Genomic DNA, 14,238 nt, shown 5'->3' on the forward strand with positions numbered 1-14,238 from the left:
ACGGTAGGTTCGGTCAGGGCGAGCGGGTGGTCAGAGAGCGTTGCGGAAGGGCTGCCAGGTGGCGTCGGAGGAGACGAACAGCTGGACGTTGGAGGCCGGGATGTTGGGGAGGGCTTTGGCGCCGGGGAACTCCGCGCGGCGCAGGGTGAGGCCGACTATGACGGGTTGCCAGGTGCGGTTCAGGGAGCGCATGTGCTTCTCGATCTCGGTGAGGGTGCCGATATCGCCGAAGACGTCATAGCTGATGCCGTCCTTCATGGCCTTCCACTGCGTGAGAATGATCGGATAGTTGTTCACGTCGGCTTCGGTCGCCGTGTTGTAGGCGATGTCGTAGCGGCGGCCGGGGGCGTTCCACTCGCGTTCGAAGTTCAGGCCCTGGGCGGCATTGCCTTGATGGAGTTGCCAGCGCAGGAACTGGACGACGCACCATTGTTCCCAGCCGCCGTTCTTGGAGAAGCTGACAACCTCGTTGAGGGCGACCGCTTCGGCGGCGGCCCATTGGGTGAGATCACTGAAGAGATTGTCGATCGTAAGTTTCCGCATCGTGTCCTCCGCGGTGCTCGTGTCCCCGGAATCATGGTAGGGCGGATGAAATTCGCAGGGACACGGTTCATCTGACGGATCGTGCCATCCTTGGGCACGTCGGCGAGCCGGGTGGTCGGTCCGATTATGTGTCCCAGCCGAGCCGGGCCGGGGGCGGTTCCGAATATCAGGTCATGAATGATCAGCCGTTGACTCCGGTGGGCGAGATCTGGCGGATGACGGACGCGTTCGGCACCCGTATCGCGATCATCGCCGGATTCGGGCTCGGTGAGGAACGATCGGTGTATTGCATCGATGTCGATGTGTGCGCTGAACCCGAGATATTGGGTGCGTGCGAGTTCGCCGCACTCGAAGATGCGATGGAGGCATGGCGTTTCACCGTGGGCGATACCGCGGCCGACTCCCGCGCGGATGCGGTGAGTGATCCGCAGTGGCTGATAGGTGTACTCGAATACGCCGCAACAGATCTCGACAATGATGCCGACCGTGACGTCGCGGATAGAACCCAGGCGCTCACGCGGAGATGGCGAGACGAAGGCGTGCAACCGAAATCGGATGAGCCGCTGTCATTGTCGGACACTTCGCAGATCGTGGACGTCTTCATCCGATGGCATCGCGAACGCTTCAAAACCGCAGTCGATGTCTCCGCCGCTGTCGCCCTAGCCTGGCATTGGCACACGGTCGCGATTCGCGGCACCTGGGGCCGAATTTCACCCCACCGTGCCGCTCATCTCCGGGCCGTCATCCACGGCTGGGATCACAACGAGATGGTCCGCGCGGCAGCCCTCAAACTACTGCCGCGCTGGATCCTCTTCCTCGGCGAATGCGGTAAATTGCCACCGTCGCTGGTGCAGTCAGCCGTTGACGCAGCAGCGAAGGATGCCTGCGCGTCATGTGCGCATCAGTGCTGTGACGACACCGAAGTCACGCCGACACCGAGTCCGGCCCTTCCAGAATCACCTTCCGAATCGCCTGCAACACAACGGCCCGATGCGGAATGACCAGATGCCCCGGCTTCGGCTCGCTGACCCAATGCCAATCCGCGGGATGATCCGAACTCGGCAACATCACCCGAGAGCCGCGCGCCGGGAACGTAACCCCATAGGCGGTAAGCAAACTCCGCATACGCACCGGCACCCCGTGATACGGCGTCGGCGCCGCCACCAGAAACGCCCAACGCCGATCCCGCGGATCAGCCACCGCCGGCGTCGCGGGCAATTCCGCGAGCCGATCCCGCACCTGCGCCCCCATTCCCGCCGGAATCTCGATCGCCTCCACCTGATCCCCACTGGTGAGATATAGGCGAGCGGCGAACATCTCCACGGGTAGCCCGAAGCGGGAATGCAACAGGTGTGCGGATTCGTGTGGTGAGCAGCATGATTCGAACATCGGAACCTCCGGAAGACGGTGTGGTGTGCACCCGGCGGCGGGGACGCGGCGGATATTTGCATGGACCGGACGCGAAGGCTGGAGAACTTCGTGTCGGACCCGCGGCGTGGGGCCCGAATGCGGAGGGTTGGGGCCCTTCGACCCGGCGCCGGGTGCAGAAATATTGTGCGCCCGGATGTTTGCCATCGGAGTGACGTCCTGATGGCTATCCGATGACCGGCTGTAACGTCGCGGTAGCCGAACGTGCGGAAGTGGCTGTGAGTTGATTCACCGTACTGGACGGCCTCGTTTTTGGGGTGAACCGCATTGGCACGTAACCGATTTGGTTGTCGGTGGGGTGCTCTACGGTGAATGCGGTCGATGCGTCGAACGGCATTGGAGCGGAATGAGCAACGCTGTCCTGTCCCTCGTGGTGGTGCTGAACAAAGTCGAGGATCGTCTCGCCGTCTGGCATGTGAATGTCGGGCGGCCGATCGGGCTGTCGCGATTGTCCGGAGCTTGGGTGCTGGGGGCGGAACGGGAAGAGGTGGCGTCGTTGACTGCGGGGTATCGGGCGTTCGATTGCGGGGAAGGCTCGCTCGACGGGCTCGAAGTAGCCGGGGTGATCGATTTGGATGCCACCGTCGCGGCGGCCCGGGCGGAGGTTGCCGCGGTGGATGAGGCGTTCACCGCGCACCAGGAGCTAGGGAACAAACTGGTTCGACCGCACTGGCCGGAGATCGGTCATCCGCTCGAGACTCGGTTGCCTTCGAGTGAAATCGACGAGGCGGTGCGCCCGGTGCTGGCTGCGGCTCGGGGAATCGCTGAATTGGCGGATGGGTGGGCGGCGTTCGAGTCGTTGCGGACGGCTCGGTCGTTTCTCGCGGATCTGGGCGGGGAGGTTGCCCGGCCATTGCCACTCACGGTTCGGTGAGCGGATCGGCGGCGTAGTGGTCAGTCGGTGCGATACGAGTGAAAGGGGAGGGACCGATAAGCTCTGACGGGTGACCGACGAGAAGCTGCTGCAGGGACCCATCCATAACGTCCACGTTGAGTTGGGCGCCACCTTCGCACCGTTCGGGGGGTGGGAGATGCCGGTTTCCTATGCGGGGACCGTGGGGGAGCACACTGCCGTGCGCACCAGTGTGGGGCTTTTCGACGTCAGCCATTTGGGGAAGGCGACCGTCAAGGGCGCGGGGGCCGCGGCGTTCGTGAACTCGGCATTGAGCAATGACCTGAATCGGATTCGCCCCGGGAAGGCGCAGTACACGCTTTGCTGCACGCCCGAGGGCGGGGTCATCGATGACTTGATCGCCTATTACGTGAGTGACGACGAGATTTTCCTCGTGCCCAACGCGGCGAATACCGCCACCGTGGTGGCCGAGCTGGTGAAGGCCGCGCCCGAGGGCATCACCGTGACCGATGAGCATCGGGAGTACGCGGTGTTCGCGGTGCAGGGGCCCAAGTCGGCGGAGGTGCTCGAGAAGCTGGGGCTGCCCACCGAGATGGAGTACATGGCGTACGCCGACGCCGAATGGGAAGGGCGACCGGTTCGGGTTTGCCGGACGGGCTACACCGGCGAACACGGGTACGAGCTGCTGCCGCGGTGGGCGGATGCCGAGGCGGTGTTCCGGGGGATCCTGGCCCAGGTTGAGGCCGCCGGAGGACAGGCTGCCGGTCTGGGCGCCCGGGATACCTTGCGGACCGAGATGGGTTACCCGCTGCACGGACATGAACTGTCCGTTGATATTTCGCCGCTGGAAGCGCGCACCGGGTGGGCCGTCGGCTGGAAGAAGGACGACTTCTGGGGCAAGGCCGCGCTGGAGCAGGAGAAGGCCGCAGGGCCGAAGCGGATTCTACTGGGGCTCAAGGCAATCGACAAGGGCGTGCTGCGACAGGGCCAGACCGTGATGAAGGGGGATGCGAAGGTCGGGGAGACCACGTCCGGGACCTTCTCGCCCTCGCTGAAGATCGGCATCGCGCTCGCGCTGCTGGATACCGCCGCGGGGATCGAGCCCGGCGACGAGGTCGAGGTGGATGTGCGCGGCCGGCGCTTGCGCTGCGAGGTCATTCGCCCGCCGTTCGTTCAGGCCAAGACGGCGTAATCACTGAGATCGCCCGCCTGCCAGGGGTTTTCGGACCGGCGGGCGGGCGATCGTCGTTTCAGCACCAGGTGCCGACTACTGAATCGTCCTGCTTGCATTCGGCCTGGGAGAGATTCGCCGGACGCAGGGTCATGAACATCTGCCGCATGGTGTCGGCCGTGGCGGCGTCGGAGACGTCCTGGTCGGCGTAGATCACCATCACAACCGACTGACCGTTGTTCGCCGCGATGGCCACCGCGTGCAGCACCGCGCTGGCGGTGTTCTTGCAGTCGTAGGGCGCCGCATTGGCGATGGTCGCGGTGACATGCGCGGCCGTTCGGCCCTGGATGGTGAGCTCCTCGGTGCCGCTCAAGCTGATCTGACCGGCCACTTTGCCTTCATCAGAAGCCGCCACCTTGGCCCAGTTGTCGGCGACGGCGCGCGCCGCATCGGCGGGAATGCCCAGCCGGGAACCGGTCACCCCGGCGATGGCGCGCGGACTGTAATCCCCGCACGCTTTCTCCCTGAAGTTCGACGCCCCACTCATGACCACCCGATTCCCGCCGTCCTCGAACCCCACGATGGTGGTCGGCGTCCGGACATTCCAATCGGCGGGCACGTCGTACGCGGCATTGCGCGAGATCGAATACGCGGTCTGCCAGCCCGGGACCACGGCGGGGATTACCGCCTTGGGCGCGGTCGTCGTAGTCGGCGTGGTGGTCTTCGGTGCGTGGGTCGCCGTGTCCTGCGGCCCGTAATTGTCTGCGGGAAGCGCGTTTCCATTGACCACATGATCAGGTTGCAGAGCCGCCACGGTCAGCACCGCGATCATCGCCACCACCGACACCAGGATCAACGCGAGCAGCCACGGCCGGGTCGACCGGGGCGGTTCGGGTGTGGCGGCGTATTCGGTGGGCGGCTGCTGATACACGCCGTCAACCCTATCGGCGTGCCGACCGCCCGGCTCGATTCCCGGGTTTGCCGCCGGGCGCGGCGCGGCCCGGGATACCGGCTCCCACCTCGCGTGCCCGGCGATTTAGACTCCAAGCCATGACTGTTGCCGCGAAGTTCAGCCGTGTCTCGCATCCCGCACCGATCGCTGCGGAGCGGCGGCAGGAGATTCTCGCGGCGCCCGGCTTCGGGCGGTTCTTCACCGACCACATGGTGTCCATCGATTACGTGGACGGGCAGTGGGTGAACCCGACCGTCGAGCCGTACGCGCCGATCTCCATGGACCCGGCGACCATGGTGTTCCACTACGGTCAGGCCATTTTCGAGGGCTTGAAGGCGTACCGGCAGGCGGACGGCAGCATCGCCACCTTCCGCGTCGATGCCAATGCCGCGCGCTTCCGCCGCTCGGCCGCCCGCATGGCGATGGCCGAGCTGCCCGATGAACTGTTCATCGAATCCGTGCGCCAGCTGCTCGAGGCCGACGCCGACTGGGTGCCCGCCGCCGGCGGCGAGGACGCGCTGTACCTGCGGCCCTTCATGTTCTCCACCGAGGTCGGCCTGGGCGTCAAGCCCGCCTCCGGCTACAAGTACCTGCTGATGGGTTCCCCGGCCGGCGCCTACTTCGCGGGCGGGCTGAAGCCGGTCAAGGTGTGGCTGTCCACCGAATACGTGCGCGCCGCACCGGGCGGCACCGGCGAGGCGAAGGTGGCGGGCAACTACGCCGCGTCGCTGCTCGCCCAGCGCCAGGCCGCCGAGAAGGGCTGCGATCAGGTGGTGTGGCTGGATGCCTGCGAGCACCGGTATGTCGAGGAAATGGGCACCAACAACCTGTTCTTCGTCTTCGGCAGCGGCTCCGACGCGCGCCTGGTCACCCCGGAACTGTCCGGTTCGCTGCTACCCGGCATCACCCGCGATTCGCTCATCACCCTCGCCGCCGACGCCGGCTACGCGGTCGAAGAGCGCAAGATCTCCGTCGACGAATGGCGCAAGGGCGTCGAATCCGGTGAGATCACCGAGGTTTTCGGTTGCGGCACCGCCGCCGTCGTCATCCCGGTCGGCTCGGTCCGCTCCGCCGAAGGCGAATTCACCATCGGCAACAATGGCGAACCGGGCGAGGTCACCATGGCCCTGCGCGACACCCTCACCGGCATCCAGCGCGGCACCTTCGCCGACACCCACGGGTGGATGCGCACGCTCGCCTGAGCTGACAGCCGAACGAAATCCGCCCGCCCCGAACAGATTCGGGGCGGGCGGATTGCTGTGAGGGTGTGGGCGCATCGCCTGAGGCTCGGCATGCACCGCGCGGGCGCACGACGTCCATCCGGCCCTGCGCACGTTACGCGATGTGGCTGGGGCCGGTTGGCCACGAATATGAACCGGTCAGCTGGGCATGAACATCTGCCACTGTTCGAGGGTTTGCGGCCGCATCACATAGTTGTGGTCACGGATGTGCGAGAGGGCGGCGGACGGTTCGTCGGAGTACCAGTGGCCGGGGTACACCACCGGATCTCCTTGCAGCCCAGCCAGATAGCGCAGGCTGCGGAACATGTCGTCGGAATTGCCGCCGGGGAAATCGGTGCGTCCGCAGCCGTCCACGAACAATGTGTCGCCCGCGATCAACCGGTTCTCGAACAGGAAGCACTGGCTGCCCGGGGTGTGGCCGGGGGTGTGCAGGAGTTCGATCTCGAAGCCGCCGACCTGCACCTTGTCGCCGTGGGCGTGGCCGGTGAGTTCACTGGGGGCGATGCCGGTGACATTCGCGACCCAGGGCAGCTCTTCGGAGTTCACGTGCACGGCCACATCAGTCTTCTCCAGCAGCTCCTTCACTCCGCGCAGCGTGAAGCCGAGCATGGTGCCGCCGACGTGGTCGGGGTGGTGGTGCGTGGCCAGCACCCCGGTCAGCCGCATATCGTCCGCCGCTGCGATATCGACCAGCTGGCTCGCCTCGTACGCCGGATCCACCACAACGGCTTCGCCGGTTTCGCGATCGCCGATCAGGTACGCGAAGTTTCGCATCTGCGTGGCGATCGGATCGCCGACTGCCCAGTCGCGCCCGGAGAGCAGCTGTCGAAAATACAAACGGTCGGAAGCCATGCGGTAAGAGTAGCTAGGCGGCAAGTTGCGTCCCCGCAGTACACCGCTCAGTGACCGCGCGCAGCCAATTGGCGAAGAACAGGCGGGAGTGGGCGGACCAGTCGGCGGCGACCTCGGTGTAGTCGGCGGGCAGCGGCAATTCGTCGAGCAGGCTCGGGTCACGCTGGGTGCGAACCAGTTCGGCGTGCGCGGTCAGCCGGGCATACACGTCGGCGGGGAAATAGCCGCGCGGGATGTCCGGGAACGACAGCGTGGGGTCGGCCAGCCAGCGCCGCAGATCGCGCCGGTATTCGCGAGCCATGGTGTCGCACAGGTACTCGGGATGACCCTGGATGAACAGCATCCCGTCGGGGCCGGCGGCGAGCTGCCATTCGGCTTCGGCGGAATCCAGCAGGATGGGCACCCCGGCGGCGCGCAGGTCGGCGGAAAGCATTGCGTTCCAGCGGGAATGGGGCACGAGCACGGTCTCGGGCAGATCCGCGGTCAAGGGATCGGCCACCACCCGATGCTCGAAACACCCGTGCTGCCGCCGCGCCAACCGCTGCCGCCCCAGCCCGTACAGCAGATGAAGGGCGGCGTGCGCGGACTGGCAGGAGAACAGCAGGGACGCCCCGGCGCACTCCCGCAGCATGGCGTCGATGATCCGCAGGCACGGCTCGTCCGCGATATCGGCGGTGGTCGGTTCGCTGCCGCTGACGATCAGCGCGTCCATGGCGGCCAGACCGGCCCAATCCGCATCCTCGACCGGTCCGCGCGGATCCACCCCGAAAACCGTTGTCTCGAAATGGAATCCACCGGGTCCTAGATACTGGGCGGCTCCGTCCAGAGCCTCCAGGAATACCCGGCGAGTCATGCTCTCGGGTCGCAGCGAGATCAAGTCGACAATGCCGACCCGCACCACCATCATCAGGTCCTTCGAAATAAAGAGTGTGCGCGCAGAAAACCGCACGCTGATCAACGAGGATCAGCGTGCGGGATGAACTTTTCAGGCAGGTGTCAGCGAAGAATACTTTCGATCTCGGCCGCCGCCTCCGAACCGTACGCTTCGCGCAGGCGCTTCAGGGCGACGTCGTGATCGAGGGTCCATTCCTGGGTGCCGACGGTTTCCAGGATGTGCACGGCGATGAGCGAACCCAGCTGCGCCGAACGCTCCAGCGACAGGCCGGCGGTGTGGCCGGTGAGGAAGCCGGCGCGGAAACCGTCGCCGACGCCGGTCGGATCGACCTTGGCGGTGTCGGGGACCACGTCCACGTGCAGTTCGGTGCCGTCGCGGTCGACGATCTTCGCGCCCTTGGAACCGAGGGTGGTGACCCGGATGCCCACGCGCTCAGCCACTTCGGCTTCGGTGAGGCCGGTCTTGGACAGCAGCAGGCCCCACTCGTACTCGTTGGTGAACAGGTAGGCGGCGCCGTCGATGAGCTTCAGCGCCTGCTCGCCGTCGAGGCGGGCCAGCTGCTGGGAGGGGTCGGCGGCGAAGGGGATGCCGGCGGCGCGGCACTGCTCGGTGTGCAGGACCATCGCGTCGGGGTCGTTGGCGCCGACGAGGACCAGCGAAAGATCGCGGCCGTCGGCCAGATCCCCGATATTGATGTCGCGAGCCTCGCTCATCGCGCCCGGGTAGAAGGAAGCGATCTGAGCCATGGACTCGTCGGTGGTGCAGACGAAGCGCGCGGTGTGGGCTTCGGTGGAGACCTTGACAGCCGAGCAGTCGACGCCGTTGTCCTGCAACCAGTTCCGGTAGTCGGCGAAGTCGGGGCCGACCGCGCCGACCAGCAGCGGGGTCTGGCCCAGCAGGCCCATGGCGTAGGCGATGTTGCCCGCCACGCCGCCGCGACGGATGACCAGGTCGTCGACGAGGAAGCTCAACGAGACGTGCTGCAGCTGGTCGGCCAGCAGCACATCGGAGAATTTCCCGGGGAATCGCATCAGATGGTCGGTCGCGATGGAGGCGGACACGGCGATGGTCACGGCTGTGGATCCTTCGGTGACATGCGCGCACACCAACATTCGACGTGCAGACGCGGGGGCCGGGTAGGGGAGGGCAGCCGAGAGTGGCCGCACTTAGAAAATACAACGCCCGTTCCCGGAAAAGAACTGTCCGGGACGGTTTGTGTTCATCTTCGACTCTCGAAGCGTTGTTCAACTCTCGAAGCTCTCAGGGGCCTCGCCCCCGAACCCCCAGGGACGGGCCTTGGGGGGCTTGTGCCCCGAACCCTGAGGACGGGCCTCGGGCTTGTGCCCGAAACCCCTGGCCTCGGGGCATGAGTTCGCTCCGGACACGCAACAGCGCGGAACCTCCGGAGGGATGTTCCGCGCTGAATGCGTTATGTCAGTTGAAGCTGTCGCCGCAGGCGCAGGAGCCGGTGGCGTTCGGGTTGTCGATGGTGAAACCCTGCTTCTCGATGGTGTCGACGAAGTCGATCGAGGCGCCCTGGATGTAGGGGGCGCTCATGCGGTCGACGGCCAGCTTGACGCCGCCGAACTCGACGACCAGGTCGCCGTCGAGCGAGCGATCGTCGAAGAAGAGCTGGTAGCGCAGGCCCGCACAGCCACCCGGCTGGACGGCGATGCGCAGCGCCAGATCGTCGCGGCCCTCCTGGTCGAGCAGCGCCTTAGCCTTGGCCGCGGCAGCATCGGTCAGAGTTGCACCGTGAGTGGTGGGCTCGTTCTGCACAGTCATGGACTCTCCTAAAAGGACCTGTTTTCAACCCGTGAAATGCGCACGGCTCGGTGGCTGTCAACGCCGCTTCGCGGGCGACTATTCCCAATCCTACGCGGCAGCTATTGCACAGGACGGCGGGGTTGTTGGGTCGCGGACAAATAGCCCTGGGGTTGTGCCCAGGTGACAACTGATTTCGGACGGCGAGGGTAACTCGCCGGGTACGCCCGGAATCGGGTCGGCTCGCAACCCCCGGGCCGCATGCACGCCGCTCAACGGCACTCGGTCGGGCGCTGAAGTTCCGGGGAGGCGGAATTGTTAGCCTGGTCGGCGTGAAGTTCCTGCGCCGTGGCGAGTCCAATCCCGCATCCGAGTCCGTCAGTGCCGACGCCGGTGGTGCCGCGACGGTCGCGGACAAGCCGGTCACCCTCGGTAAAGGGCGGCCGACCCCGAAGCGCCGCGAGGCCGAGGGCCGCCGTCGTGGCCCGGTCGCGCCCGCGCCCAAGACCTCCAAGGAGGCGCGTGACCGCCGCAAGGCGCTACGTGGTTCCAAGGAGGACCGCAAGGCCGCCTCGGCCGAGCGCAAGGCCGGGATGCAGGATCGCCGCGCCCGCATGCTCGCGGGTGAGGAGCAGTACCTGCTGCCTCGCGACAAGGGTCCGGTGAAGGGCTACGTGCGTGACATCGTCGATGCGCGCCGCAATCTGCTCGGCCTGTTCATGCCGCTGGCGCTGGTGCTCATCGTGAGCATGATCCTGTCGCCGGCGCTGCAGGCCATCGTCACGCTGGCCATGCTGGTCATGATGCTGTTCATGATCATCGAGGGCTTCGTGCTCGGGCGCATCGTGAATCGCCGGGTGCGTGAGCGCTTCCCCGAGCACACCGATTCCAGCTTCTCGCTCGGCTGGTACGCCTTCGTGCGCGCCTCGCAGGTGCGCCGGATGCGCGCGCCGAAGCCGCGGGTCAGCGCGGGCGACAGCGTCTAGTCCCCAGGACAGCCGGCGGCCGGGTGAGCGGAGTTGCTCACCCGGCCTTCGTGTTTCCCGGACCTCACCGGGGGATGAGGGTGTTCTGGCGGGCGGCGGTGTACCAGCGGCCGTCCTGCTTGACCAGCACGTAGAGCGCGATCATGGCGGGGTCGCGGTCGATGAGCTCGCCGGTCGGCGTCGTCGCCCGCGCCACCTTGTGCGCGATCGCCACATCCGGGCGCAGGAAGGTGAGGTCCTGGATGTCGTAGCGGACGTACTCGTCCTTCAGGAACCCCGCCAGCCCCGCGGTATTCGCCGCCAGCAGCGCGTCGTAACCGGTCATGAGCGTGCCGACGGCATTGACGACGCCCGCGTTGGCGGTGAAGTCGGCGGTCATCAGCTCGGGATCGTTGGTGTTGTAACCGGTTTCGACATTGGTGATGATCTGCCGGATGGCGGCGATATCCGCCTCGTGATCGACGGTGGCGTCGGCGACGATCGGTGCCTGAATATTCGCTGTGCTCATGACATTCAGGATTGATCCTCAACCATTGTTGAGGTCAACACCTTTCGCTGTGCGGCCGGTCACGTGGCCGGTTCAGCCGTGCTCGCGCATCCCGGCGATGGCCCGGATGTCGTGTGCCGCGCGTTCGCGGTCCCGATCCTGGAAATTGGTGGAACCGGCCAGGTCCCAGCCGCTTTCGCGGTGGAAGGGGACCGCGCGGCCGGCGGCGGCGAACAGGGCGGTGATGCGTGCGAGCCTGGCGTTGATGCGCGAGAACATGGCGGGTACATGCGATTCGGTAGTGGCGATGCGGAATTCGCGATTGCCGGAGAGGGTTGTCATGGCTACACCTCGAGGTCGTCGGTGGGGTGGGATTCGCCGCCGGCCATGGCGGCGCAGGTCAGAAAGCCCAGGGCGCTCATTGCGGTGCCGGCGGTGACGATTGCGGTCAGTGCGTCCATGGCAGTAAGTTTTCTCCAAAGAACTTTCTGCCAACAGTGGCTGTAATGACATTGTTCGCAAAAATCCAGCCAGGTAGGGTGGAGCCCATGCTGTCGAAGGTCGCCGTCGTACTCAACGACCGCCTCGCCATGTTCGAATTCGGCGTGGTCTGCGAAGTATTCGGCCTGGACCGGACCGCCGACGGACTGCCCGCGTTCGACTTCCGGGTCTGCGGAGCCGAACCGGGCAAGCCGCTGACCACCAGTTCACCTGGGATCTCGGTGACGCCGCAATACAGCCTCGCGGAATTGCGCGACGCGGATCTGGTGGCGATTCCGGCGTTCCCGTTCTCGGCGCAGATCCCTCTCGACCCGCGAGTGGTGGAAGCCGTGCGCGACGCCTCCGCGCACGGGGCCACCGTGCTGACCGTGTGCTCCGGGGCGTTCCTGGCGGGCGAGGCCGGACTGCTGGACGGGCGCAAATGCACCACGCACTGGCGGTATGTCGAGCAACTGGCGGAACGGTTTCCGCACGCCACCGTCGACCCGGACGTGCTGTTCGTGGACGAGGGGAACCTGATCACCAGTGCGGGGACGGCGGCCGGGATCGACGCCTGTCTGCATCTGGTGCGGCGCGAACTGGGCAGCAGCGTGGCCAATGCCATCGCGCGGCGCATGGTGGTGCCGCCGCAGCGGGACGGCGGGCAGCGGCAGTTCATCGAACGGCCGGTGGTGGATTGCAGCTCCGATTCGCTCAGCGACACCCTGCACTGGATGGGCGAGCATCTCGAAATGCCGCACACCATCGATTCATTGGCGGCGCGCACCGCCATGTCCACCCGCACCTTCGCGCGCAAATTCGCCGCCGAGACCGGGACCACGCCGGTGAAATGGCTGACCGGGCAACGGATTCTGCTGGCCAAACAGCTGCTCGAGGAAACCGATCTGGATCTGGAGTCGCTCGCGGCGCGCTGCGGGTTCGGGTCGGGGGCGTTGCTGCGGCATCACTTTCAGCGGCTGGTCGGGATCGCGCCGGTGGAATACCGGCGCCGATTCGGGGCGCGGGTGTCGTAGGGGGCGGTTAGCGTGTGGGGGATGAGTATCGAGTTTCTGCTGACGACGCTCGTGATCGTGGCGACGCCGGGCACGGGAGTGCTGTTCACGCTCGCGGCCGGGCTCTCGCGCGGGGTGAAAGCCAGTGTGATCGCGGCCTTCGGGTGCACGCTCGGCATCGTGCCGCACATGATCGCGGCTGTCACCGGGCTGGCGGCGCTGTTGAACGCGAGTGCCGTCGCCTTCCAGACGTTGAAGTACCTGGGTGTGGCGTATCTGCTCTACATGGCGTGGAACACCTTGCGGGACAAGGGCGCGCTGGCCGTGCCGGAGGAGACCACCGAGGCCGCGCCGTCCGCCGGGCGGGTCATCATGTCCGCGATCCTGCTGAACGTGCTCAACCCGAAGCTGACCATCTTCTTCTTCGCGTTCCTGCCCCAGTTCGTGCCCACCGGATCGGCCGACGCGCTACCCCGCATGCTCGAGCTGAGCGGGCTGTTCATGCTCGCCACCTTCGTGGTGTTCGCCGTCTACGGCGCGTGCGCGGCCGCCGTCCGCAGCCACATCATCTCGCGCCCGGTGGTGGTGGCCTGGATGCGCCGCGTCTTCGGGGTCTCGTTCATCGCCCTGGCCGGACGGCTGGCGGTACAGAACCAATAGGGCGGTACAGCACCAACCTGGCGGTGCAGAACCAATGGGCGTCGCCCGGTCCGGGGCGGCGGGGCAGCTGTTTCGGGCGTGGTCCCGCGATTCCGGGTGTGTGTGCGGCTCGGCCGTTTCGCGGCTGGATCACCGCTGCGGCCGTGCCGACTCCGCCGCGGTCCGGCTCCGGTTGATACCGTGCTGACCGTGTCGCACACTGCTCAAACATCCGATCGGCCGCTCCGGACGCTGGTGCTCGGTGGAGCCCGCTCCGGAAAGTCGGCTTTCGCGGAACAGTTGGTCGCCTCGGAAGCGGTGCGGTACATCGCCACCGCCGTCCCCGACCCCTCCGACACCGACTTCGCGGAACGGATCGCGGCCCACCGCACCCGCCGCCCCGCCGACTGGATCGTCATCGAAGGCGATGCGGCAGCCGCCCTGACCGAGATCACCGCGCGTACCAGCGCGCAGGTCGCGGCAGCGCCGGCCGACGGCGTGCATCCCTCCGAATCGATCCCCGCAACATTGATCGACGACCTCGGCACCTGGCTCGCCGCGCGCATCGACGCCCGCGCCGCCTGGGAATCCCCCCGCGGCACCGTGGCCCCCGACGTCGACGCCCTCGTCGCCGCGGTCACCTCCTACGAACACCGCCTCGTCCTCGTCAGCCCCGAAACCGGCCTCGGCGTCATCCCCGCCACCCCCGTCGGCCGCCTGTTCCGCGACGAACTCGGCACCATCAACCAGCGCCTGGCCGCAGTCTGCGACGAGGTCTTCCTCGTCGTCGCCGGCCAAGCCCTCCAAATCAAACCCGACCGCGCCACCACCTCGGCCGCCCTCTCCGACGCCGTAGCCACCGCCTCCCTCGGCGCCCTCACCCAAATCCCCGCCGACGCCGCAGTAGCTCCCGCAGCGCTCGATTCGACATCGG

General features: G+C 66.6%; 15 protein-coding genes and 1 pseudogene. 8 read left to right on the plus strand and 8 right to left on the minus strand.

Translation table 11 applies throughout. The annotated features are described in order from the left end of the window. Positions 1-30: 30 nt before the first annotated feature. Positions 31-543 carry a hypothetical protein gene (locus LTV02_RS33910; protein ID WP_233035686.1) on the minus strand — a complete coding sequence of 171 codons (513 nt, stop codon included), beginning with the start codon at positions 541-543 and terminating at the stop codon, positions 31-33. 173 nt (positions 544-716) lie between these two features. On the opposite strand from LTV02_RS33910, the gene LTV02_RS33915 reads away from it, so the two are divergent. The 3 genes from LTV02_RS33915 (at position 717) to gcvT (ending at position 4,016) form a co-directional block, all read left to right on the plus strand. Continuing rightward, positions 717-1,544, plus strand: a complete 828-nt coding sequence (locus tag LTV02_RS33915; RefSeq protein ID WP_233035687.1) for a hypothetical protein — start codon at positions 717-719, stop codon at positions 1,542-1,544. Positions 1,545-2,317: 773 nt separating this feature from the next. Beyond that, positions 2,318-2,845: a hypothetical protein gene (locus LTV02_RS33920; RefSeq protein WP_233035688.1), complete on the plus strand. Its 528-nt coding sequence runs from the start codon at positions 2,318-2,320 to the stop codon at positions 2,843-2,845. 70 nt (positions 2,846-2,915) lie between these two features. Further along, complete coding sequence (gene gcvT, locus LTV02_RS33925; protein WP_233035689.1) at positions 2,916-4,016, plus strand: glycine cleavage system aminomethyltransferase GcvT; 1,101 nt, start codon at positions 2,916-2,918, stop codon at positions 4,014-4,016. A gap of 58 nt (positions 4,017-4,074) precedes the next feature. Here gcvT and LTV02_RS33930 read toward each other — a convergent pair whose 3' ends face one another. Further along, entirely contained in the window at positions 4,075-4,926 is an 852-nt protein-coding gene (locus LTV02_RS33930; RefSeq protein ID WP_233035690.1) for a hypothetical protein, read from the minus strand. A gap of 119 nt (positions 4,927-5,045) precedes the next feature. Between LTV02_RS33930 and LTV02_RS33935 the strand changes: the two genes are divergently transcribed. Then, entirely contained in the window at positions 5,046-6,149 is a 1,104-nt protein-coding gene (locus tag LTV02_RS33935; protein ID WP_233035691.1) for a branched-chain amino acid aminotransferase, read from the plus strand. Positions 6,150-6,326: 177 nt separating this feature from the next. Here LTV02_RS33935 and LTV02_RS33940 read toward each other — a convergent pair whose 3' ends face one another. The 4 genes from LTV02_RS33940 to LTV02_RS33955 form a co-directional block, all read right to left on the minus strand. Further along, positions 6,327-7,040 carry an MBL fold metallo-hydrolase gene (locus LTV02_RS33940; protein ID WP_233035692.1) on the minus strand — a complete coding sequence of 238 codons (714 nt, stop codon included), beginning with the start codon at positions 7,038-7,040 and terminating at the stop codon, positions 6,327-6,329. 13 nt (positions 7,041-7,053) lie between these two features. After that, positions 7,054-7,944: a homoserine O-acetyltransferase/O-succinyltransferase family protein gene (locus tag LTV02_RS33945; protein WP_233035693.1), complete on the minus strand. Its 891-nt coding sequence runs from the start codon at positions 7,942-7,944 to the stop codon at positions 7,054-7,056. 92 nt (positions 7,945-8,036) lie between these two features. Continuing rightward, positions 8,037-9,008 (minus strand): carbohydrate kinase family protein, encoded by a 972-nt coding sequence (locus tag LTV02_RS33950; RefSeq protein ID WP_233035694.1) that lies wholly within the window; start codon positions 9,006-9,008, stop codon positions 8,037-8,039. Positions 9,009-9,369: 361 nt separating this feature from the next. Beyond that, positions 9,370-9,720 carry a HesB/IscA family protein gene (locus tag LTV02_RS33955; RefSeq protein WP_067717607.1) on the minus strand — a complete coding sequence of 117 codons (351 nt, stop codon included), beginning with the start codon at positions 9,718-9,720 and terminating at the stop codon, positions 9,370-9,372. A 311-nt stretch (positions 9,721-10,031) separates the two neighbouring features. On the opposite strand from LTV02_RS33955, the gene LTV02_RS33960 reads away from it, so the two are divergent. Continuing rightward, entirely contained in the window at positions 10,032-10,685 is a 654-nt protein-coding gene (locus tag LTV02_RS33960) for a DUF3043 domain-containing protein (protein ID WP_233035695.1), read from the plus strand. A 64-nt stretch (positions 10,686-10,749) separates the two neighbouring features. Here the strand turns inward: LTV02_RS33960 and LTV02_RS33965 are convergent, their stop codons facing one another. Next, positions 10,750-11,193 carry an SgcJ/EcaC family oxidoreductase gene (locus tag LTV02_RS33965; RefSeq protein WP_233035696.1) on the minus strand — a complete coding sequence of 148 codons (444 nt, stop codon included), beginning with the start codon at positions 11,191-11,193 and terminating at the stop codon, positions 10,750-10,752. A 72-nt stretch (positions 11,194-11,265) separates the two neighbouring features. Further along, positions 11,266-11,514, minus strand: coding sequence for a hypothetical protein (locus LTV02_RS33970; protein WP_233035697.1), 249 nt, complete (start codon positions 11,512-11,514; stop codon positions 11,266-11,268). 206 nt (positions 11,515-11,720) lie between these two features. Between LTV02_RS33970 and LTV02_RS33975 the strand changes: the two genes are divergently transcribed. The 3 genes and pseudogenes from LTV02_RS33975 to LTV02_RS33985 all read left to right on the plus strand — a co-directional run. Beyond that, on the plus strand, positions 11,721-12,686 hold the full coding sequence (locus LTV02_RS33975) for a helix-turn-helix domain-containing protein (protein WP_233035698.1): 966 nt from the start codon (positions 11,721-11,723) through the stop codon (positions 12,684-12,686). A 21-nt stretch (positions 12,687-12,707) separates the two neighbouring features. Next, the gene (locus LTV02_RS33980; RefSeq protein ID WP_233035699.1) at positions 12,708-13,325 is read left to right on the plus strand and encodes a LysE family translocator; all 618 of its coding nucleotides are present in this window, start codon (positions 12,708-12,710) and stop codon (positions 13,323-13,325) included. Positions 13,326-13,559: 234 nt separating this feature from the next. Further along, positions 13,560-14,054, plus strand: a pseudogene (locus LTV02_RS33985) (bifunctional adenosylcobinamide kinase/adenosylcobinamide-phosphate guanylyltransferase); the annotation flags it as partial. Positions 14,055-14,238 lie beyond the last annotated feature (184 nt).

The organism is Nocardia yamanashiensis (assembly GCF_021183565.1).
Lineage (GTDB): Bacteria > Actinomycetota > Actinomycetes > Mycobacteriales > Mycobacteriaceae > Nocardia > Nocardia yamanashiensis.

What these genes read in the sequence shown, in the direction of transcription:
- LTV02_RS33910 (WP_233035686.1), bottom strand. Translation starts at nt 543, where the DNA reads ATGCGGAAACTTACGATCGACAATCTCTTCAGTGATCTCACCCAATGG.
- LTV02_RS33915 (WP_233035687.1), top strand. Translation starts at nt 717, where the DNA reads ATGAATGATCAGCCGTTGACTCCGGTGGGCGAGATCTGGCGGATGACG.
- LTV02_RS33920 (WP_233035688.1), top strand. Translation starts at nt 2,318, where the DNA reads ATGAGCAACGCTGTCCTGTCCCTCGTGGTGGTGCTGAACAAAGTCGAG.
- LTV02_RS33935 (WP_233035691.1), top strand. Translation starts at nt 5,046, where the DNA reads ATGACTGTTGCCGCGAAGTTCAGCCGTGTCTCGCATCCCGCACCGATC.
- LTV02_RS33940 (WP_233035692.1), bottom strand. Translation starts at nt 7,040, where the DNA reads ATGGCTTCCGACCGTTTGTATTTTCGACAGCTGCTCTCCGGGCGCGAC.
- LTV02_RS33945 (WP_233035693.1), bottom strand. Translation starts at nt 7,944, where the DNA reads ATGGTGGTGCGGGTCGGCATTGTCGACTTGATCTCGCTGCGACCCGAG.
- LTV02_RS33955 (WP_067717607.1), bottom strand. Translation starts at nt 9,720, where the DNA reads ATGACTGTGCAGAACGAGCCCACCACTCACGGTGCAACTCTGACCGAT.
- LTV02_RS33965 (WP_233035696.1), bottom strand. Translation starts at nt 11,193, where the DNA reads ATGAGCACAGCGAATATTCAGGCACCGATCGTCGCCGACGCCACCGTC.
- LTV02_RS33970 (WP_233035697.1), bottom strand. Translation starts at nt 11,514, where the DNA reads ATGACAACCCTCTCCGGCAATCGCGAATTCCGCATCGCCACTACCGAA.
- LTV02_RS33975 (WP_233035698.1), top strand. Translation starts at nt 11,721, where the DNA reads ATGCTGTCGAAGGTCGCCGTCGTACTCAACGACCGCCTCGCCATGTTC.
- LTV02_RS33980 (WP_233035699.1), top strand. Translation starts at nt 12,708, where the DNA reads ATGAGTATCGAGTTTCTGCTGACGACGCTCGTGATCGTGGCGACGCCG.